Raw genomic sequence first — 20,389 nt, 5'->3', positions numbered from 1 at the left:
AAAAGACAAGTTTAATTAGGTTCTGTCTCGGACGTTATAGTAAAGCAACACAACTACCGCCCACAACCCAAGAAGCATGAGAAACGCCGCAAGACTATAAAGAAATCTACTGGGATACTGAGCCTCCTCTGACAACGTAGGGTGAATGAATGTCGCAAGATACAAGCTCTTATTATCGGCTTCCTGTCGGGCCGTTTCAAGGCTCGCTAGAGAGGTCACGTAAAGCTTTTGCGCAAACTCTTCCTCTACCGCTAGTTCTTGATAGTCAGCAAGTCGAAGAGAAAGGTTCTTACCATACTCACCGGGCTCTACCGTAGAAGTTCCGCCAGTCCCAAGGCGTTGACGTACCGAAGCTATCTCACCCTCCAAAGCAGCAATCTGTTGATCAAGCATTCGTATACGTGGCGAGTCCTCATCCAAGTAGCTCATTAGCGTGGCCTTTTCAGCCACTCGGCTAGCACGCTCTTGATCCAGTCCGGCGATCATCTCCGCCGCAAGTTCGGCGTTCGCTTCCGGATCAACTTCCTGGGTTTCTTGGCGGTAGGCAAGCATCTGTTTGCGGATGGCTTTTAGCCTGGCCTCTGCGCGCGCAACAGCTTCTTCTGCGTAGCGTACAGTCTGTCTGCGGTTGGCTTCCGACAACTTGTTGACTAGAATCTCACTTCGCTCTAGCACCGCCTCGGCGATGGTCACTGAGTCTTCAGGCTGAAAAGATCGAGCCTCGACATATATGACCCCTGAAGTGGCATCGAAGCTGACGTCGACCATTTTGTTCCAGAAGCTTAAGCGATCCTCAATTGGTAGGTCGGCGCCCATAGAAAACAGAAAGTCGGAGCTTTCCCGATTGAATATTGCCTCAAGACCGATGTCCTCGGGCAAATCCTCCAAGATCGCCTGGCTCTGTATGTAGTCAGTTACGATATAGCTGTTGGATGTAGGCGATTCCGACCCACCGCTGCCGCCCATCACCATTCCAAGGATTTCTGTCGCCGCAACAGGATTAGAACTGCGTACAGCAAAGGCAGTAGTGCTATGGTACTGATCGCTCGCCCAAAAAAACATGTAAACGGAAAAGGCCGCCGATGGCAGCGCAACAAACAAAAAGAAGCCAATGAGAACAAACCGATGCCGCAGTTTGGTGACCGACTTGGCTGCCGTTCCGGGCAGCGCGAGATCAAGCAGTTTCTGCGGGTCGAGACCAGACTTGCGCAGCCGCGTAACAAGTTTTCCGTCTCTTTCTCCGGATTTGACAACCGGGCCACCCTTCTTTGCCGGGAGAGTGAAGACGGTTCCCTCAGGAGTCGGCTTAGACTCGGTTTCAGGGAACTTATTGGCAGAAGACATTTTGTTCAAACCTTGAAATGGTGCGACCCAGCCTAGCGGCGATCCATGTTTTTATTGTGCAGTTTGATGGCATCATCAATGTTGGCGAAATACGTTAACGAACCATCTTCTAGCACAATTCCCGTAGTGCAATAGTCCTTCAATGCCGCGACGGAGTGCGACACCATAATGATATCTGAATTCTGAAGCTTATCTTCAAAAACACGCTTGCACTTTTTCTTAAAGTTAGAGTCGCCGACCGCCGTAATCTCGTCGACCAAATAATAGTCAAAATCAATCCCCATGCTCACACCAAAAGCTAATCGAGCTTTCATACCTGAAGAATAACTGTTGACTGGCATGAAGTAAGAGTTTCCGAGCTCTGCAAAGTCCTGAACGTACTTAACAAGCTCCTCAGTATCGTGACCGTAAATCCGCGCGACGAAACGCACATTTTGTTCGCCAGTAAGTGATCCGTTGAAACTGCCTTGAAAACCCAAAGGGAACGACACATTAGCCAACCTTATGACCCGGCCTGATGTCGGCTTGATAGTACCCGCAATCAGTTTCAACAATGTCGATTTGCCAGCACCGTTTCGACCGAGCAAGCCGATACTGTCCCCGCGCGGCACCGTAAATGAAACATCCTTCGCGATGTAGCGTGTTTCACCTTTGAGACGAAAGCTCTTTGTCAACCTGTCCAACCGGATCATTTTTTTGGCTCCCGCAGCTTCGCATCGAATAGCCAAACTAAGAAGAGGCCAAAAACGATCGAAAAAGAAGCAAGACCAACAATATAGGGCATATCCACATAGGATGCCCGATAGGTTGGATAAAAACCCATCCGGAACAACCCAACTATATGGACCAGAGGGTTCCACAACAAGATTTCCTGAAAGGGATGTGGTATCGTTTCAGGTAAGAAAAAAACGCCCGATACAATGAAAGCTGGACGGTTAATGATGCCCCAGACTTGCTGATAGGTGCTGTTAAGATGAAACCAGACGATGTTGGCTGCCCCAACTCCGGCACCAAGCAAGATCGCAATCAGCGAGGCTAACATAATAGGGCCAAGGTTAATCTTCTCGAATGGCACGACGAACCATAAACCGCCGAAGAGAATCAGGTTGACTACGAACAAAGTCACAACCTGCAAAATTATACGGCCAATAATGGCATCATAAGGACCTACAACCGGATAGTTCAACAAAGCCCTGTTGGCTTCAACAGCTGATGCAACTTGTTCTGAAGTTGAACGATACATGTAGAATGCAGCGTACCCAGTGGCAAAGAATAAAGTGAAACTGCGACCGAGCGGAGGGGTTCTCGCTATAGCCGAGAAGACCGTTGTCAGAATTGCTATCGTGAGAACGGGGTCCATCACCGCCCACATGTAGCCGCCAAATTTGTTTCCGTAACGCGTAGTCATTTCGCGCACAATCAGCGCGAAAACTATCGCAAACTGCCGCTTCAAACTCTTCTGGAATGTTTCAGAATACATCTGTCTCGAGATCATAAATAGGTTGTTAACGTGCTATCACATCAAACGTAAGTCTCCCACATTTAAAAAGATTACTACTGATTTCACGCTGTTTGTTAGTCTGGTTGACCTGTTAACATAGCCGCCCGTTTCGTGACAATGTTTGCGGCCTCATACATTAATTCCAATTGCAACATCATCCAAAATTGAAATCTACTTTCCAAATACGAAGCAAGTTTTTGTAAATTTGTTACAATTAAAGTATTCATCAGATTTGATTGACCCTGCAATGTAATACTAATCTGTAAAACATCGCCACCTCCGGCATCGAGTATCTTCACCATTCCTGGACTGGACCCTCCGACATGCCCCAAACCATCGGCCTTGATTTCGGCACATCCAACACCGTTGCTGTTCTCGCAAGTGGTCGATCTGCCTCAACACCCGTCCATTTCCGGGATGGCAACGACACCTTTACCTCCCTGCCAACAGTTCTCAGTTTTCTCGACAAGGGGGCGGCGAAGGCGCCGCATCCGGAGGTTGGGCCTTGGGCGATCAGGCAATTCCTGGAGAGTTTTGGGGATGTGCGGTTTATCCAGTCGCTCAAAACCTTTGCGGCCAGCGCGGCGTTCAAGGGGACGGGGATTTACGGGATACCGTTTGATTTCGAAGCGCTGATGGCAACGTTTCTGAAATGCGCTTTTGAGCGAACAGGAACTGTCATTGACCCTTCCTCGACCCGGCTTGTCGTCGGGCGTCCGGTGGAGTTTGCGGGCTATAAACCTGATGATCAGCTCGCCATGGCCAGATACCGGAGAGCATTTCAGCGGCTCGGATTTGAAGACATTCTTTTCGTGATGGAGCCGGTCGGTGCTGCTTTTGCCTATGCACAATCGCTGCGTGAGGACACGACCATTCTCGTGGCCGATCTCGGCGGTGGCACGACGGACTATTCTTTGATGCGGTTCGAAATGCAGTCAGGACAGATGAAAGCGACGCCACTCGGGCGCGGCGGTGTCGGCATTGCGGGCGATACCTTCGACTATCGCATAATCGACAATGTGGTGTTGCCAAAACTCGGCAAGGGGTCAGCCTATAAAAGCATGGGCAAGGTCCTCGAGATCCCCCCCAACCTCTTTTCAAATTTTGCACGCTGGCACATGTTGTCGATCTTCAAGACTTCCGACGATTTCAAGGAAATGAAGAAATTGCTCCGCTGGTGCCTGGAATCAGACAAGATCGAGTTGTTCATTGATCTCGTTGAGGAGGACCAGGGCTATCCGCTTTACAAGTCCGTTTCAGAAACCAAAGCGCAGCTTTCAGAACAAGACGAGGCCGAACTGTCCTTCACCCCGCTTGGAAGCAATTTCAGAGCGCGGATAACGCGTTCGGATTTTGAAAGCTGGATTGCTCCGGATCTGAAGAGAATGGATCTGGTGCTGAACCGAACGCTTGAAAGAGCCGGACTTCAGGATAGTGACATCGATCGGGTTTTCATGACCGGCGGAACGTCCTTTGTTCCGGCCGTACGACAGCAGTTCAGCGAGCGCTTTGGCCCTGACAGGATCTCCGGCGGCAATGAACTCACCTCTGTCGCAAACGGTCTTGCACTTATCGGAGCGCGCGAAGATGCCAGTGATTGGGCACTCGCCGCCTGATCCTGGCTGGCGCCCCTTCAAAGGTCCGGCAGTGAATGCAGCGTCAGATCAATCTCCACTTTATCGCCGGCACCAACCTTCTCTTTCTTACGCACGGCTGATTTGACGGGCAGAAGAAACGACCCGGAGGTTTTGTCTGGCCAGATAGTCGTATTCCAGACACTTGACCCCAGTTGTGCCTTGATCTTGACCATGCCGAAGGCCTTGCCCTTGCCGTGCCCGTTCACAAAACGGATCTGGTCGGCACAGTCATTTGGCAGTGTTACAAACGTCCAGCCACCCTTGCCCGGATAGACCCAAAGGCATGCAGAGAAGGACAAGCGATCAAGCATGAAACGCTCCGAAAAAATTCCTGGTGTGTTTTGACTTGCAGTCCGGGAGTGGTTTCAAGCTGCCGGAGGCTCAGTCCACCAAGTTGATATCGGCCATCAGATCGCCTGCCGTTTCCTGCAAGGCATCGCTCAAGTCGGAAGGATCGAGCCCCGCGGGCAACCGAAGATCGGCGGAAGCCTTGAACAAAGCTTCGCCCTGCATGGAACCTGAGACAACTTCCGTCTCCAGGTTTTCGATGCTAACGCCCTTGTCGCTCAAGACACTGCTGATATCGCGCAAAATGCCGGGATGGTCTTGTGACACCAGATCAAGATGCGCAGAGGTGCCCGCCGGCGCGTCATCGCCGGCCTTATCAGAGCGCAGCGTGATGTCGATACCATCTTCGGAAAGCGCTTTGAGCTGATTTACCAGTTCACCTGCACTGTCGCCGGCGATGGAAACACGAACAATACCGGCAAACTCACCTCCAAGCCGTGCCATGGAGCTTTCGATCCAATTGCCGCCCAGTCCGGCAATAACCTCAGCCATGCGTTCCACGAGCCCTGGCCGATCTTTGGCAATCACCGTAAAAACGAGATGGGTCTGCATTTTCCAAGTGCTCCAGTTCAAAGCCGCATTCCGGCATCCTGACAACTCCGGCGAGCTGAACACATGCTGCCAGAGTGCCCTAGTGTCATATGGCGCTCACGGCATGGAGCCGTCAACTCTCCTAAGTTCGTTTTGGTCCCTTCAGGCTCACGCCCTCAGATGGAACGTCTGATATTCACATAAGCTATTTCCGGCCATTTTTCACAAGTTGTCCGTATGCGTCTCAAGATGTCGCATTCGCGCTTGATCCTCCTGTGCCCCTCCCCTAATGTGCCGCGACCTGACGGCGTCCTTTTAAGGGGACTGAGAGCGATTCCGAATGCGGTTGACCCAAACAGGGGACCAATGTCGGAGCTGTCCAAGGCACAAGCGATGATCCGGTGATGCGCCGGAGCCCAGCGTGTGTTTGCTTTCATCCCCACCACAATCGTCGACGATAACCTGCCTTTTGAGGGGGAGAGAGATGTTTCACCGGACCGCTTTAACCGGACTTACCGCAGCCATGTTACCGACGTCTGCGCTAGCGCACGGTGGTCACCTTGGCGAACTCGCCGGACATTCCCACTGGATTGGGGTCGCAGCAATTGCCGGCGCTGCTCTGGTTGCCGGTCTTGTCGCATTGAAGGACCGCAAACAGAAGGCATCCGAAGATCCGGCTGATACGGACGTTGAAGACACGGAAAATGCCGGGGAAGCTGCTCAATGAGTGAAAAACTCGGTTTGATGATCTGCGGCCATGGCAGCCGCAACAAAGGCGCGGTCAAACAGTTTGCCCAATTGGCTGAAGGGCTGAGGGCGCGCTTTCCAGACTGGCCGGTGGAATATGGCTACCTGGAATTTGCCAATCCAGTCATCCACGACGGTTTGACCAAACTGCGCGAACAAGGGTGCACGCACGTTCTGGCCGTTCCCGGAATGCTTTTTGCGGCAGGCCACGCCAAAAACGACATTCCCTCGGTGCTGAACACCTATCAGGCAATGCACCCGGAAATGAAGATCTCCTATGGCCGGGAACTTGCGGTCGATACGCGTATGGTCAAGGCTGCTGGTGCGCGCATCCAAGAAGCCATCGATGCGGCGGAAGGCGACGTCCCGCTGCATGAAACGCTGCTTATGGTGGTTGGCCGCGGGGCATCGGATCCTGACGCAAATTCGAACGTCACCAAGATCACACGCCTCCTTTGGGAGGGGTTCGGTTTCGGCTGGGCGGAAACCTGCTATTCCGGTGTGACATTTCCTCTTGTCGGCGCTGGTCTCGAACACGCTGCCAAGCTTGGATACAAGCGCATCATCGTCTTCCCGTATTTCCTTTTCACCGGGGTCCTTGTTCAAAGGATCTATTCAAACACCGATGAGGTTGCCGCCAACCATCCGGACATCGAATTCATCAAGGCCGGATATCTGAACGACCATCCGCAAGTCATCGATACAATGGCGGACCGTGTGCAGGAAATTCTGCAAGGCGCCAACCTGATGAACTGTCAAATGTGCAAATACCGCGAACAGGTACTTGGCTTTGAAGCAGAGGTCGGGCTGGCGCAAGAAAGCCATCACCATCACGTGGAAGGCCTTGGTGCGGAAGCAGAATGTCAGCTTTGCGATGAAATCTGCACCGGTGCCTGCGAGAAGCAGGTCCGTGCTGCAAGCCATCATCATCACCATGATCATGGGCATGGGCATGGGCATGGGCATGATCACAGCCATGACCACGATCATCATCACCATCCCTATCCTCACGCGGATCATCCGCACGGGCCAAAGTCTTTGAACCGGGAAGGGTAAGCGCAGGGCTGTGAGCAAGGATACGAAACCGTCCTACGACTATGAAAAGGATCCTGCGGCGATTTATCGCCAGTCCTTTTCGACAGTGCGTGCAGAGACCGATTTCGCCGGCCTTCCGGAGCCCTTGCATCCGGTGGCCATCCGCCTGATCCATGCCTGCGGCATGACGGATCTGCCAAAGGACCTGCGCTGGTCGAGCGGTATTCTTGACGCTGCACGTGCTGCCTTTGCTGCCAAAGCACCTGTGTTCTGTGATGTTGAAATGGTCTCTCACGGCGTCATTAAGTCCCGGCTTCAGGGTCGGTCAGAGGTGATTTGCACCCTGAACGATCAACAGGTGCCAAACCTTGCCAAACAGCTCGGAACAACCAGATCGGCAGCTGCCGTGGAATTGTGGCGTGACCGACTGGACGGGGCGATCGTGGCCATAGGCAATGCACCGACGGCGCTTTTCCATCTGCTCGAACTGATCGCTGATGGCGGGCCTCGCCCGGCTGCAATCTTGGGATTTCCGGTTGGTTTTGTCGGTGCGGCAGAATCCAAAGACGCATTGGTCAACAATCCTTTTGAAATCCCCTTTCTTGCTGTTGCCGGTCGGCGTGGCGGATCGGCGATGGCTGCTGCAGCGGTGAACGCACTTGCCGCCGGTCTCCCGGAGGAAGCGTAACTTGAGCGGCGAAACCGGGAAACCCAAATTCAGATCGGTCGGAACACAAGGGCCTATGCGCTCTCGCGGGTTTCTGTCACGGCCCGGCAGTGCCGCAGCGCCATTACCGGACAAAGGCTCTGGCATCGGCGCGGCAATCTCAACTGAACAACAGCATCATCGATCCAGAGGTGGGCGTCAGGTTGTGCTGCCGCAAGACGGGAAACCAAAGGACCTTTCCTTAAGGCCTTACATAAGACCCTACGGCCTGGAGGAAGAAGAGTGACTTCCTGGCTGACCTTGATCGGAATAGGTGAAGATGGAGCTATGGCTCCGGGCGGGCGAGATGCACTCGACAAGGCTGACCTTGTTTACGGCGGCAAACGTCATCTGGCGCTGGCAAACGTCCCGGCTGGTACCGAGGCGAGGTCCTGGCCCAGCCCATTCGCTGATGTCTATGAGGACTTGAAGCAGCTTTCCGGCAAGAACGTTGCCGTTCTCGCAAGCGGAGATCCGATGTGGTTCGGAATTGGCGCGTCGCTTCTGAGACACTTTCCAGCGGGCGAAATGAGGGTCTTGCCTTCTCTTTCCGCTTTCCAGCTGGCCGCCGCGCGCATGGGCTGGTCTCTTCAAGAGAGCGAGTGCCTGTCGGTACACGGCCGGCCTGTCGACATGGTACGGGCAGCTCTTTATCCGGGTGCACGTATCTTGCTTTTGACCAGCAACAGCGATACGCCGCGCCAGGTCGCCGACATACTGGCTGACGAAGGTTACGGGCGAACAGAGTTGACCGTTCTGGAGCACCTTGGTGGTGCTAGCGAACGCATTGTGTGTGGCCCGGCGGAGGGCTGGTCCCACGCGGTTGCTGACCTCCACACGCTTGCGCTCAATGTTATTGCCGACCCGAACGTAAGGTTCCGTGGCCGGACAGCCGGCCTTGCCGACGACGCCTTTCGTCACGACGGAAAGATGACCAAACAGGATATCCGCGCGGCGACACTTGCCGAATTGAAACCCTATCCGGGTGCTCTCCTCTGGGACATTGGTGCGGGTTGCGGATCAGTTGCCATCGAGTGGCTGCGCGCAGCAGATCGAACGCAAGCCATAGGGCTGGAACCAAATGCCGAACGACGGCAAATGGCAGCAGACAATGCGCTCGCACTCGGCGTACCGCAACTTGAGCTCAAGGACGCGTCTGCGCCGGAAGGTTTGGCCAATTTGCCTGAGCCTGATGCTGTTTTCATCGGCGGAGGTCTCACAGCCCCGGGCATCGTTGCAGCGGCCATGGACGCGCTGAAAGCAGGCGGACAACTTGTGGCCAACGCAGTCACCCTGGAAAGCGAAGCTGTGCTGCTGGAGGCATATCAGACCCTTGGAGGAAACTTGAAAAGGCTTTCCGTACAGAAGGCAAGCGCCGTCGGTGGCCTGACAGGGTGGCGTCCGCAGATGACCGTTACCCAGTGGAGTGTCACCAAGTCATGAGCGGCAAGCTGTATGGCGTCGGCCTTGGCCCCGGGGATCCGGAGCTGATGACCCTCAAGGCACACCGATTGATTTCGTCGGCAAAGGTGGTGGCGTATCCAGCCCCTGATTCTGGAACAAGTTTCGCGCGGTCGATAGCCGACAGCGTGATCGGTAAAGACACGCGGGAAATTCCTATCATCGTACCCATGCGCGTGGACCGGTTTCCAGCCAAGGAGATATATGACAAAGCCGCTGAAGACATTGCCGAAGTTCTTGAAAGTGGCCTTGACGTCGTCACACTTTGTGAAGGCGACCCGTTTTTCTTCGGCTCGTTCATGTATCTTTTTGAGCGTCTGGCCGATCGGTTCGAGATCGAAATCGTGCCAGGGGTCACATCGCTGACAACCTGTGCGGCGCAGCTCGGCCGCCCGCTGACATCGCGAAACGACGTACTGACCATCATTCCAGGGCCCCTTCCCGACAGTGAGATCCGGCGCAAGGTCGAAGAAGCTCAGGCTGTCGCCATCATGAAAGTCGGCCGGCACCTGGCAAGATTGAAGGCGCTTTTGTCCGAAATGGGATTGCTCGATCGCGCCGGCTATGTGGAACGTGCGAGCCTTCCCGAACAAAAGGTTCACCGTCTTGTTGACCTAGAGGCGGAAACCGCACCCTACTTTTCCATGATCCTTATCTACAAGGGAGACGAAGCGTGGACGCTTCCCCCATCCTTCTCGTCCTGAACGAGACCGGCTTTGAAACGGCACAAGACGTTGCCAAGCGGTTTTCGACCGCACGCATTCACGGTCTGGCCGGCCGTGTGCCGATGGCCGATACCCAGTTCAACGAAACGATCGAGCACATCCAGCTCCTGTTCAAGGCTGGCCATCCTATCGTCGGCTTCTGCGCAAGCGGGATCCTGATCCGCGCGCTGGCTCCGGTTCTCTCGGACAAGACATCAGAACCTCCAGTCATCGCCATTTCAGAAGATGGTTCGAGCATTGTGCCGTTGCTCGGCGGCCACAGGGGTGCCAACGAGCTCGCCCGTGTGTTGGCCCGCGGGCTTCGCGGCCATGCTGCGATCACCACCGCTGGCGATCTTAAGCTTGGCGTTGCGCTTGATGCCCCCCCTTCCGGCTGGCGGCTGATCAACCCTGAAGATGCCAAACCGGTCATGGCCGAGCTTATCTCAGGCGCCTCGGTTCGCCTGGAAGGCAATGCGGACTGGTTGTCGGAAGCTGAACTTGTACACTCTGACGACGCGGCAATATCCCTCGTTGCCAGCGAGCAACCGGAGGACAGCGGACCGACCCGATTGGTCTACCATCCTCAGAAATTCGCCGTCGGCGTCGGTTGCGCAAGAGGATGTGCGAGCCAGGAGCTTATCGACCTTGTTCACACACAGCTCGCCGAAGCTAAAATCGCCAGTGGAGCCGTTGCGTGTGTCGCAACAATTGACCTGAAGGCCGATGAGACTGCCGTCAACGACCTGGCTGAGCATCTGGGCGTACCGGTGCGACTGTTTTCCGCAGTGGAACTTCAGCGTGAAACGCCCCGGCTGAAAAACCCCTCCAATGTGGTCTTCGATGAGGTGGGTTGCTATGGAGTGGCGGAAGGTGGCGCGCTTGCAGCAGCCGGTCCCTTCGCAGCGCTGACGGTTGAAAAGCAAAAAACCGAAAATGCGACCTGCGCCATCGCCAGATCTCCGAAGGCAATCGACACTTCGGCTGTGGGTCAGGCAAGAGGGCACCTGTCGGTGATCGGCATCGGGCCCGGCAAGGACGACTGGCGCACACCGCAGGCAACCAAACTGCTTGCCGAGGCATCGGATGTGGTTGGATATTCGCTTTATCTCGATATTGTCGAAAAGCACATCACCGGCAAGACCCATCATAATTTTCCACTTGGCGCAGAAGAAGACCGGGTTCGGTTCGCCCTTGAGGAAGCCGGCAAGGGCAAGAACGTCGCACTGATCTCATCCGGTGATGCCGGCATCTACGCGATGGGAACGCTTGTCTACGAATTGCTGCACCGGGACCAAGAGTTTGGCGGTGTCTCCGACGCGGCAAAACGCGTTACGATCACCAACGCGCCGGGTATATCGGCACTGCAGGCCTGTTCGGCTTTGATCGGCGCCCCGCTCGGTCACGACTTTTGCGCAATTTCCCTGTCCGATCTGCTGACACCGTGGGAAGTCATTGAAAAACGCCTCAAGGCCGCCGCCGAAGGCGACTTCGTGATCGCGTTCTACAACCCCGTGTCGCAGCGCAGGCGCACGCAGCTCGCCGCAGCCAAGGAGATTCTGCTGGAGCATCGCTCGGGTGCAACACCGGTCATTCTCGGTGTCAATCTCGGCCGCCCGGATGAGACGATCAGAGTGCTTTCGCTGGAAGCACTTTCCGTTGACGATGTTGATATGCTTACGACGGTGCTTGTCGGTTCTTCAACCACCCGCTCAGTGTTGCGCGGCGACGGTCATCCCTTCGTCTATACGCCGCGCGGCTACTCAAAACGCATCGATGCTCCCAAGCCGGCTGAGGTCTCTCAAGATACGCCATCACCGGCAGACGACAGCTCACACAACACTGAAGCGGAAGACCAGGCATGACTGTTCATTTTGTCGGCGCTGGTCCGGGCGATCCGGACCTCATCACCGTTCGAGGACTGAGGATCATTCAGTCTTGCCCGGTCTGCCTCTATGCCGGGTCTCTGGTCCCGGAACAGATTGTTGAAGCAGCTCCTGAGGGTGCCCGGGTCATTGATACCGCGCCGTTGACGCTTGACGAGATCATTGAGGAAATCAAGGTTGCCCATGACAAGGGCCAAGATGTCGCCCGTGTACATTCCGGAGACCCGTCCATTTATGGCGCGACCGCTGAACAAATGCGGCGCCTTGATGCCCTTGGCATCGACTACGATGTGACGCCGGGCGTACCGGCCTTTGCAGCGGCTGCAGCAGCCCTCAAGACCGAACTGACCATACCCGAGGTGGCGCAGACAGTCATTGTCACCAGAACGGCCATGCAGTCATCCGCCATGCCGAACAATGAAGACCTGGACACGCTCGGCCGAAGTGGCGCCACACTTGCCATCCACCTTTCTGTCAGAAACCTGCGCGAAATCGAGCGGCAATTGACACCGCACTATGGTCCGGACTGCCCTGTGATTGTTGCCTTTCGCGTCGGATGGCCGGATGAAAGCTTCATCCATGGCACCTTGTCGACGATTGCAGCAAAGGTTCGAGCGTCTAAAATCACCCGAACCGCCCTGATATTTGTCGGTCACGCCTTGAAGCCCGGCGAAGACTTCCGCGACAGCGCGCTCTACGACGCCGATCATGTTCACGTTTTGAGACCCAAAAAGAAGGCCAAGGCGTGAAGCTGTTCTGGTGACAGGTTTGGCTCTAGCCGTTTTTGAGTTTTACGGCACCAGTTGCTTCACGCCGACCGATGGGGCCTTTCTCGTGTAGTCTCGCAAACTTGTCGCAAAAGGTATATGATCCTAATCATATGCACGCGAGGTATGCTGTTCATGAGTGGCCACGAAGACATACGCACGGCTTTTGATGCCGCCGGCTTGCAAGCCACTGATGTAGCACTGAAAAAACACAACTTCCTTTTCAGGTCGGGCGATCAGGTCAAGCGTGTGTTTTTTGTACGGACAGGCCGTCTGGTCATGGTTCGTATCCTTGAAAACGGCCAGGAACTTGTCGTACAGCGCGCCGATCCAGGAGACCTCTTCGCGGAGGCTTCCCTTTTTTCAGACCGTTACCATTGCGATGCGGTTGGTGAAACGGACGTTCGCTGCACGGCTTACGACAAGCCAGCGGTGCTGGAAGCACTCAATGACCCGGCCATGGCCATGCTGGTGCTCAAAGCCTACTCTCACCAGATCCGCAGCCTGCGCAACCAGATCGAGTTGCGCAACATCAAACGCGCCGACGACAGGGTCTATTCCTATATTCAGTCCTTGCCGCCGGATGCGGAAGGCTGGCGCGACCCGCATCTTTCCTGGAAAGATGTTTCCCGGACACTCGGCCTTTCGCATGAGGCTTGTTATCGCGCACTCGCGCTGCTCGACAAGAGCAAGAGGATCGAACGGGACGAAACCCGGTGCCGTCTGCCCTGAACCAACCTCATTGACCCCCCGCGTTTTTCGGTTTCGGAGGCCACTAATACGAAGACTATTGTCAGGTCATTCGCTTGACCTAACTTGCCTCGACCAAGCGCTCTGGTTCTAGCGCGGGAGGCGAAGAAATCTCTGACCGGCCTCGTGACAACGCCTCTTCGTTCTCATGATTTTCACCCCAGTATTCGGCAACACTCGGCCCATCCTTGATCCGCTTGTCGCGAAACACGAATCCAAGGACTTCGTGTATCCACACCCTGCGACCCATTGCATAGTACCATTTGTGGGCATGCCTGAGCTTCGGGTCGCGCATCGTCCAAAGCCGCCAGAGCGCACGCGGACGGGATTGCACGATGAATTCGATCGTTTTCACCCAGAGGAACACCCGCCACGGAGGAACATGCCGTGTGGCAAGAACTTGATGCTTATAGTCCCACTTGCGCTGATCCAGCTGAATGACCCGGCGGTGCCGGATATCGCCGAACAGAGGGGTCCAGCGATGCGGTGTCACATAAAGCGATTGGATCTGATCCGGATCGTAACTGAGCAGCAGACGCAGAACCCGCCAGTAGTCCCTATCCCGTTCCTCTTCAAAACCCACCACCCAGGTTGCCAGGGACAGCATCCCGTGCTGCCGCATGAGCCGGATTGCTTCACGATCCGTACTGGGTGTCGCGCCTTTACGGATCTTGGCAAGAACCTTCTCATCCGTGTGCTCCATACCCATCAGGAACCGTTCGACGCCAGCTTTCTTATAAAGATGTAGATGGTCGCGATCGCGAACAATATCGTCGGCTCTCGTTGACCCAACCAAAGTGATCTCGACATTCTCCGCGATGATCGCTTCCAGAAACCGTTTCCACATTTTCTTTGAAGACGTTGGGTTTTCGTCGGCAAAATTGAAAACCTCTATGCCGTATTTGCGATGAAGCCAGGCCAATTCCGCTGCAAAGACTTCCGGGTTGCGATGTCGCCACTGGGTCCAGAACCCTCGTTGGCCACAGTAGGTACAAGGATGCGGGCATCCCCTTGAAAACTGAACGACCACTGCGCGCTTTCCACCCCAGTAGGAGTAACGTTCAAAATCAATCAGTTCCCAGGCGATCCGGTAGGCGTCGAGGTCACGGATCATCGGTTGGGGCGGTGTTGAGACAATCTCCCCATCGGCTCGGAACGCTAAGCCTCTGATGCCGGCAATCGGCTGGTCTCGGCCAAGAGCATTGACAAGCTGCCGGCAGGTTTCCTCGCCTTCGCCTCTGACAAGAATGTCGAATTCCGGTGCTTCGCGCAGGATGTCCCGCCAGTGATAGGTCGGGAAAACGCCGCCATAGATGACAATCAGTCCGGGGCGGCACTCCTTGGCACGCCTTGCAATTTCCGCAGTTGTCGGGTGAGCGGACGTTGACCCGGAATGGCCGAGCAACAGGGCTTCGCAGCCCGATCTTTCTATGGCCGACACGATGTCAGAAATCGGCAATGGGCCGAATTCCGCGTCGAGAAAGTCCACTTCATGATCATCGTCGATCAGGGGTCCCGCGATGGAAAGAAGTCCAAGCGGTGGCAGATGGTCATCAGGTATACGGCTGCCGATGGCAGTATGCGGCGGATTGACGATGAGCACTTTCATTTAACCGGTTCTCCATTGCGCCCCGCACCATCAGGCGCATCCGGTCTTGCAGACGCTTTGCGTCAGCTGTCGAAGTTTTCAGGAGAAACAGCGAGATTTTGTGCAGCTGTCGGCAGCACTCAACTGCTGGCGATTACATGTGCAAAGGAACCGCTGACCGACCCCACGTTCTGTCCAAGATCGCCAAGTGGATTTCCGGCGGCATCTTCGGCGGCAAACAACCGTGTGGTCTTTCCTTCCGACAAGATGCTTGCATAGTGAAATTCGTGCGCCGTGAGGAGCCGGGTCCAGGGAGAACCGTTCAGCGGTCGAAGCTTGCGGTATCCGAGGTGCCTCTTGCGCGCCTTGAACGACGTTTCCAGCGGGAGAAGTCCGAGCATCCGGTGACGGGTGCCCTCAGCATCGATCATCCCGTCGCCGAGCGTCATGTAGCCACCGCATTCACCGTAGATGAGACGCCCGGCCTTTGCCGCTTCAGACATGCCGCTGAAAAACCACGCCGCGCCGGCAAGTTTCCCCGCATGCAATTCCGGATAACCGCCAGGAAGAAAAATCGCATCCGCATCTTTGTCCGGCGCTTCGTCGGCGAGCGGTGAAAAGAAGGAAAGCTCTGCTCCGCTTGCCAGCCAGTGGTTCAAGAGATGCGGATAGGCAAAAGCAAAGGCAACGTCCTGCGCCACGGCAATTCGCTGACCAAGCGGCTCCGGAAGATCGCCTAACCGCCGCTCCACGCCCCTCAGTTGGGCTGCTTTTTTCAAAAACAGTTCCAGGTCCATCCTGTCACGACAGATATCTGCGGCCCCTTTTAAAAAAGCCTCCAGGTCCGGGTGCTCGTTTGCCTGCACAAGTCCAAGATGGCGTTCGGGAAGACTGAGAGCGCCCGATTTTTCGACGGCCCCCAGCACCTCGACCTCATGAGGAGCAAGCGCATCGCGCAGCATCTTTTCGTGCCGGGTACTGCCCACGCGGTTCAAGATGACACCTGCCAAATCGATGTCTGACCTGAAAGTGCGAAAGCCGTGAACAAGAGCGGCAACCGACTGAGCCTGTTTTGCACAGTCGATGACAAGCACGACTGGAATGCCGAGTTCAACGGCAAGATCTGCCGCAGAACCTTTCCCGCTCGCAGCACCGTCGAAAAGGCCCATGGCCGCCTCCACGATCATCAGATCGGCGCTACCTGCCTGAGAAAGCGCCAGGTAACTGAGCGTTTCAGGTGTCATGGCCCACGCGTCCAGATTAACGCAAGGCTTTCCACTGGCTGCCTGGTGAAAGCGCGGGTCGATATAGTCGGGGCCCGACTTGGCAGAGACAACCGCCCTGCCAGCGTCCTTCAAGGCGCGCAACAACGCCAGCGTCAGAGTTGTCTTGCCGGCACCCGATGACGGCGCAGCAATCATCAGTCCTTTTGTCGTGACGGATCCAGCTTCAACCGGCATCGGCCGAACGACGGTCGGACCGCAGCCCCAGCGGGTCGCTATCCAGCACCTTGCCGGACAATGCTCCAAGCCAGTCAAGGCCGTTGCGCAGCCGCACGACCTCACCGACAACTACAATTGCCGGCGGTGCCATCCCCGAGGCCTTGGCGTCTTCGGCACATCGACCCAGGTTGGTTTCGAGGATTTCCTGACCGTCAAGTGAGGCGTTACAGACAATGCCCACCGGCTCGGCTGCAGATCTGCCGCCCGCCATGAGTTTTCCGGCAATCGTTTCCAGATGCTTCATCGCCATATACATGACAATAACCGGAGAGCCCCTGGCGATGCCCTCCCAGTTGATTGCATCCGGGGTCAGTCCGGACTGGTCATGTCCTGTGAGGAACGTGACTGCCTGATTGCAGTCACGGTGTGTTGCCGGAATTCCAGCATAGGCAAGACCGCCGATACCTGCCGTTATGCCTGGTATGATCCGGAACGGAACCCCCGCCTCCACCAGTCCGAGCGCTTCTTCACCCCCACGGCCGAAAACGAACGGGTCGCCCCCCTTCAGCCTCAGGACCCGTTTGCCCTGGCGCGCATAATCGATCAGCTTCAGGGTGATATCCCGCTGTTTTGGACTGGGCTTGCCACCACGCTTTCCCGCAAAATCCGTGACCGCATCCGGTTTGACCCAGGCAAGAATGCTGCTATCGACAAGCGCATCATAGACAACCACGTCCGCCTGCCGCAGGCCGTTCAAGGCATGCAACGTCAGCAAACCGGGATCCCCCGGACCGGCACCAGCCAACCAGACCCATCCCGGCTCGAACTCCGGTAAGCCTTTGGGCAACCTGTTGTTGTCGCTCTCTGCGTTCATCATCCCTGTTTATCTGTCTTGCACGAATGCGCCAAGCGATTCCACGATCAAAATCGGCCCGAATACGACATTTCATCGCGTACATATTGACGAGCGCGCAATGCACGGCATCTTCCGCTATAGAGGAACGATGTCGAGAAATGAGCCCAAAGAGTTGCGGCGCGGTTGGACGACCGGTGCCTGTGCAACGGCCGCAGCAAAAGCGGCCTATGAAGCACTTCTTACGGGCACCTTTCCGGATCCTGTTGAAATAACGCTGCCAAAGGGTGGCACGACGCAATTCGCGCTGACGCACCATGTCCTATCAGGCGGCACAGCAAGCGCTTCCATAACCAAGGACGCCGGCGATGACCCCGATGTGACGCATGGCGCACTGATTACATCGACCGTGACGCGATTGCCGCCGACCGCAGGTGTGAAGTTCAAGGCCGGAGAAGGGGTCGGTACAGTGACACGGCCTGGCTTGCCGGTACCACCGGGCGAACCGGCGATCAATCCCGTGCCGCGCCAGATGATGCAGGCCGCGATTGAGGATGTCGCTACCAGACACCAGGCTCCTGGAGACGTTGAAATCACGATTTCCATCGATGGCGGAGCTGAGCTCGCGCAAAAAACCATGAACCCCCGTTTGGGTATCATGGGGGGCCTGTCGGTTCTTGGCACGACCGGCATTGTGCGCCCGTTTTCCTGCGCCGCCTGGATCGCTTCTATTCATCGGGGCATCGATGTCGCCCGGGCGATCGGACTGACACATGTGGTCGGCGCCACCGGATCATCATCGGAAGATGCCGTTCGCGATCGCTACCAGCTGGATGAGGCTGCCTACCTCGATATGGGAGATTTTGCAGGTGGGCTCCTGAAATACCTTCGCGCCCATCCAGTGGACAAGCTGACGGTAGCCGGCGGGTTTGCCAAGATGTCAAAACTGGCTCAGGGAGCGCTCGACCTTCATTCGGCGCGAAGCTCCATCGATTTCTCGTTTCTGCAGGACCTGCTCCACGAAGCGGCAGCTCCCGCTTCCCTGATCGAGGCCGCCACCTCGGCCAATACCGCCAAGGAAGTGCTTGATGCGTCTCTGGCAGAAGGTATCGACTTGAGTTCGCCGTTAGCGCACAAGTCAAAAACAGCGATACGCCGGATCCTGAGGGAAGCTCCTGTTGCGATCGAAGTCCTGATCACGGATCGGCAGGGAATTGTTCTCGGAGAATGTGGATTTGACTCGGACGAATGACCACATCTTGCTGCTTGCCGGGACGACCGAGGCCCGCCAACTTGCAACGTCGATTGCCCGACGCTTTGCAGGGATCAGATTGACGATATCCTTTGCGGGCGTTGTCAAGGATCTGCCTGATCTCGGTGTTCCGACCCGAATAGGTGGTTTTGGGGGCGTCGATGGTCTTGTCAGCTATCTTAAAGAGGAAGATGTCAGCCTGATCATTGATGCAACGCACCCCTTTGCCGCCCATATGAGCCGGCATGCGGTTGATGCTGCAAGGCGGACTAATACTGGTCTCATCCGCCTGGAGCGACCGGAGTGGCATGAAGCTGACGGCGACTGGTGGCACCATGTTGCCACGACAGCCGATGCAGCCGAGGCACTACCCAAGAATTCTCGTGCGTTTCTCTCAGTCGGGCGCAAGGAGATCGACAAGTTTACTTACCGGGACGACTGTTTTGCGCTGGTGCGGATGATTGAGCCCCCCGTGCGGCCACTGCCGGATCACTGGCACTTGATCCTCGAGCGCCCTTCCAAAAGCGTCGATGCGGAACACCACCTGCTCAAGCACCACAAGATCACGCATCTGGTAACGAAAAACAGCGGCGGAGCATCGTCCTACGCCAAGATCGAAGCGGCGCGGCAACGCCAGATCCCTGTTCTCATGATCAAGAGACCGATTCTACCGGATGCAGACACAGCCAGCTCTGCAATTGAGGTTCTGAAACTGATCGAACGGTTCGTGGATCGTCCTGGTTAGCCGCCAAATCTGAATTTAAACACAGCAGACGCAAATCTTGGAATTCCAATGACATAGCGGCGAAACAGACGCCTCGGCTCCTGTAGCAACCTGAAGAGCCATTCCAGTCCGGCAGCGCGTACCAGCTTCGGCGCGCGGGCAACGGAACCCGACATGAAATCGAAAAGGGCTCCGACACCGATCGCCACTTTCACATCGAGGTTCTGTCGGTTTTGAACGATGAACTTTTCCTGTCTCGGGTTGCCCATGGCAACCAGAAGAAGATCAGGCTTCAGCGCACTGATGTCTGTGCATATGTCACGACAATCATCCATATCGAAATAGCCGTTTCTGCAGCCGACTACTTCGTGTGGAGGATAGGTTTCCTCAATATGCTTCCTTGCCTCCTGCAATTGCGTTTCTTCAGCACCAAGCAGGTAGATGCGCAAAGAAAGACCGATGCCCTTCAGGACATCCGGCACCAAGTCCGTGCCATTGAGATTGTCAGGAAAAGAGCTTCCGCAGAGGAACCGGCTGGCGAGATCGATCCCGATCCCGTCGTTCAGCAAGGTCATGCGATTGAGTGTTGCCGCGAAATCCGGGTCGTCAACCGCGGTCAGAACCGTGTGAGCATTGCAAATGGCAACGTCCAGTCGCTCGCCCTGAAGGACAGCCGACCGGATAAGACCAATCGCTTCCTGACGATTCAGGCGCGAAATTTCAAGCGGTCCAATTTCCATTGTGTTGATCCACGGCTGCAGACCCAACTCAACCTTGTTCATTGCCAATAAAATTCCATTCACGGCCTGTTGCCGAGCTAACGATTATTGTTATGTAAGTTACGAGAGTCTTATGTCGAACATTATTAAATTTATTTAATTCCGATCGCTATTTGCTTTTAGCATTAATGGCCTATTCTTAGCTCTACCCTATTTTATTTGGCAGAAGTAACCGACCGTATACCATGTTCCAGCAACGCATACCGGCTGACACCTGCCGGATATTTGCGATGCGTTAATCATGTTTGTTTACGAATTTCCTGACCAAAGATGGTGGAAGCATGCTCACGCATCTTTGACTGGCCGGAAACACGACAAGACCCGAAATTGCTCC

Annotated in this window: 21 protein-coding genes; 12 read left to right on the top strand and 9 right to left on the bottom strand. The window is 55.6% G+C overall.

Annotation, left to right across the window (positions count from 1 at the left end):
• Nucleotides 1–15: 15 nt before the first annotated feature.
• From Q0835_RS24105 to Q0835_RS24095, 3 genes are read right to left on the bottom strand one after another with little or no spacing between them, the layout of a single operon-like run.
• Nucleotides 16–1,344, bottom strand: coding sequence for an RkpR, polysaccharide export protein (locus Q0835_RS24105; protein WP_298965071.1), 1,329 nt, complete (start codon nt 1,342–1,344; stop codon nt 16–18).
• A 32-nt stretch (nt 1,345–1,376) separates the two neighbouring features.
• Nucleotides 1,377–2,036, bottom strand: a complete 660-nt coding sequence (locus tag Q0835_RS24100) for an ABC transporter ATP-binding protein (RefSeq protein ID WP_298965068.1) — start codon at nt 2,034–2,036, stop codon at nt 1,377–1,379.
• Nucleotides 2,033–2,824, bottom strand: coding sequence for an ABC transporter permease (locus Q0835_RS24095; RefSeq protein ID WP_298965066.1), 792 nt, complete (start codon nt 2,822–2,824; stop codon nt 2,033–2,035). The genes Q0835_RS24100 and Q0835_RS24095 overlap by 4 nt, the downstream gene beginning before the upstream one ends.
• Before the next feature lie 344 nt (nt 2,825–3,168).
• Here Q0835_RS24095 and Q0835_RS24090 point away from each other — a divergent pair, with 344 nt between their 5' ends.
• Entirely contained in the window at nt 3,169–4,461 is a 1,293-nt protein-coding gene (locus tag Q0835_RS24090) for an Hsp70 family protein (RefSeq protein ID WP_298965064.1), read from the top strand.
• Between the two features lie 17 nt (nt 4,462–4,478).
• Here Q0835_RS24090 and Q0835_RS24085 read toward each other — a convergent pair whose 3' ends face one another.
• The gene (locus Q0835_RS24085; protein ID WP_298965062.1) at nt 4,479–4,793 is read right to left on the bottom strand and encodes a DUF1905 domain-containing protein; all 315 of its coding nucleotides are present in this window, start codon (nt 4,791–4,793) and stop codon (nt 4,479–4,481) included.
• A gap of 70 nt (nt 4,794–4,863) precedes the next feature.
• Nucleotides 4,864–5,382, bottom strand: a complete 519-nt coding sequence (locus tag Q0835_RS24080) for an ACT domain-containing protein (RefSeq protein ID WP_298817905.1) — start codon at nt 5,380–5,382, stop codon at nt 4,864–4,866.
• A 463-nt stretch (nt 5,383–5,845) separates the two neighbouring features.
• Between Q0835_RS24080 and Q0835_RS24075 the strand changes: the two genes are divergently transcribed.
• The 9 genes from Q0835_RS24075 to Q0835_RS24035 all read left to right on the top strand — a co-directional run bounded on the left by Q0835_RS24075 (nt 5,846) and on the right by Q0835_RS24035 (nt 13,399).
• Nucleotides 5,846–6,088 carry a DUF6732 family protein gene (locus tag Q0835_RS24075; protein ID WP_298965060.1) on the top strand — a complete coding sequence of 81 codons (243 nt, stop codon included), beginning with the start codon at nt 5,846–5,848 and terminating at the stop codon, nt 6,086–6,088.
• Nucleotides 6,085–7,164, top strand: coding sequence for a sirohydrochlorin chelatase (locus Q0835_RS24070; protein WP_298965058.1), 1,080 nt, complete (start codon nt 6,085–6,087; stop codon nt 7,162–7,164). Before Q0835_RS24075 ends, Q0835_RS24070 begins: the two co-directional genes overlap by 4 nt.
• A 10-nt stretch (nt 7,165–7,174) precedes the next feature.
• Nucleotides 7,175–7,831, top strand: coding sequence for a precorrin-8X methylmutase (locus Q0835_RS24065; RefSeq protein ID WP_298965055.1), 657 nt, complete (start codon nt 7,175–7,177; stop codon nt 7,829–7,831).
• A gap of 1 nt (nt 7,832) precedes the next feature.
• On the top strand, nt 7,833–8,096 hold the full coding sequence (locus tag Q0835_RS24060; RefSeq protein ID WP_298965053.1) for a hypothetical protein: 264 nt from the start codon (nt 7,833–7,835) through the stop codon (nt 8,094–8,096).
• A complete protein-coding gene (gene cbiE / locus Q0835_RS24055) occupies nt 8,093–9,292 on the top strand; it encodes a precorrin-6y C5,15-methyltransferase (decarboxylating) subunit CbiE (RefSeq protein ID WP_298965050.1) in 1,200 nt (399 codons plus the stop codon). Before Q0835_RS24060 ends, cbiE begins: the two co-directional genes overlap by 4 nt.
• A complete protein-coding gene (cobI, locus tag Q0835_RS24050) occupies nt 9,289–10,014 on the top strand; it encodes a precorrin-2 C(20)-methyltransferase (protein ID WP_298965048.1) in 726 nt (241 codons plus the stop codon). Before cbiE ends, cobI begins: the two co-directional genes overlap by 4 nt.
• Complete coding sequence (cobJ, locus tag Q0835_RS24045; RefSeq protein ID WP_298965045.1) at nt 9,984–11,879, top strand: precorrin-3B C(17)-methyltransferase; 1,896 nt, start codon at nt 9,984–9,986, stop codon at nt 11,877–11,879. Before cobI ends, cobJ begins: the two co-directional genes overlap by 31 nt.
• Nucleotides 11,876–12,649, top strand: coding sequence for a precorrin-4 C(11)-methyltransferase (cobM, locus tag Q0835_RS24040; RefSeq protein WP_298817897.1), 774 nt, complete (start codon nt 11,876–11,878; stop codon nt 12,647–12,649). Before cobJ ends, cobM begins: the two co-directional genes overlap by 4 nt.
• Nucleotides 12,650–12,802: 153 nt before the next feature.
• Entirely contained in the window at nt 12,803–13,399 is a 597-nt protein-coding gene (locus tag Q0835_RS24035) for a Crp/Fnr family transcriptional regulator (RefSeq protein WP_298965042.1), read from the top strand.
• A 79-nt stretch (nt 13,400–13,478) separates the two neighbouring features.
• Here the strand turns inward: Q0835_RS24035 and bchE are convergent, their stop codons facing one another.
• The 3 genes from bchE to cobA all read right to left on the bottom strand — a co-directional run bounded on the left by bchE (nt 13,479) and on the right by cobA (nt 17,324).
• On the bottom strand, nt 13,479–15,026 hold the full coding sequence (gene bchE / locus Q0835_RS24030) for a magnesium-protoporphyrin IX monomethyl ester anaerobic oxidative cyclase (RefSeq protein WP_298965039.1): 1,548 nt from the start codon (nt 15,024–15,026) through the stop codon (nt 13,479–13,481).
• Between the two features lie 119 nt (nt 15,027–15,145).
• The gene (locus tag Q0835_RS24025) at nt 15,146–16,465 is read right to left on the bottom strand and encodes a cobyrinate a,c-diamide synthase (protein ID WP_298965036.1); all 1,320 of its coding nucleotides are present in this window, start codon (nt 16,463–16,465) and stop codon (nt 15,146–15,148) included.
• The gene (gene cobA, locus Q0835_RS24020) at nt 16,455–17,324 is read right to left on the bottom strand and encodes a uroporphyrinogen-III C-methyltransferase (RefSeq protein WP_298965034.1); all 870 of its coding nucleotides are present in this window, start codon (nt 17,322–17,324) and stop codon (nt 16,455–16,457) included. The genes Q0835_RS24025 and cobA overlap by 11 nt, the downstream gene beginning before the upstream one ends.
• A gap of 127 nt (nt 17,325–17,451) precedes the next feature.
• Between cobA and Q0835_RS24015 the strand changes: the two genes are divergently transcribed.
• Both Q0835_RS24015 and Q0835_RS24010 read left to right on the top strand, forming a co-directional pair.
• Nucleotides 17,452–18,552: a cobalt-precorrin-5B (C(1))-methyltransferase gene (locus Q0835_RS24015; RefSeq protein WP_298965030.1), complete on the top strand. Its 1,101-nt coding sequence runs from the start codon at nt 17,452–17,454 to the stop codon at nt 18,550–18,552.
• Nucleotides 18,536–19,297, top strand: a complete 762-nt coding sequence (locus Q0835_RS24010; RefSeq protein WP_298965027.1) for a cobalt-precorrin-6A reductase — start codon at nt 18,536–18,538, stop codon at nt 19,295–19,297. The genes Q0835_RS24015 and Q0835_RS24010 overlap by 17 nt, the downstream gene beginning before the upstream one ends.
• On the opposite strand, the gene Q0835_RS24005 is transcribed toward Q0835_RS24010, so the two are convergent.
• Nucleotides 19,294–20,058 (bottom strand): WecB/TagA/CpsF family glycosyltransferase, encoded by a 765-nt coding sequence (locus tag Q0835_RS24005; RefSeq protein WP_298965025.1) that lies wholly within the window; start codon nt 20,056–20,058, stop codon nt 19,294–19,296. The genes Q0835_RS24010 and Q0835_RS24005 overlap by 4 nt on opposite strands.
• Between the last annotated feature and the right edge of the window lie 331 nt (nt 20,059–20,389).

It is taken from the genome of uncultured Roseibium sp. (genome assembly GCF_947499295.1).
Lineage (GTDB): Bacteria > Pseudomonadota > Alphaproteobacteria > Rhizobiales > Stappiaceae > Roseibium.
Note: the sequence above shows the minus strand (reverse complement) of the source record. Positions and strands in the feature narration are given on the sequence as shown.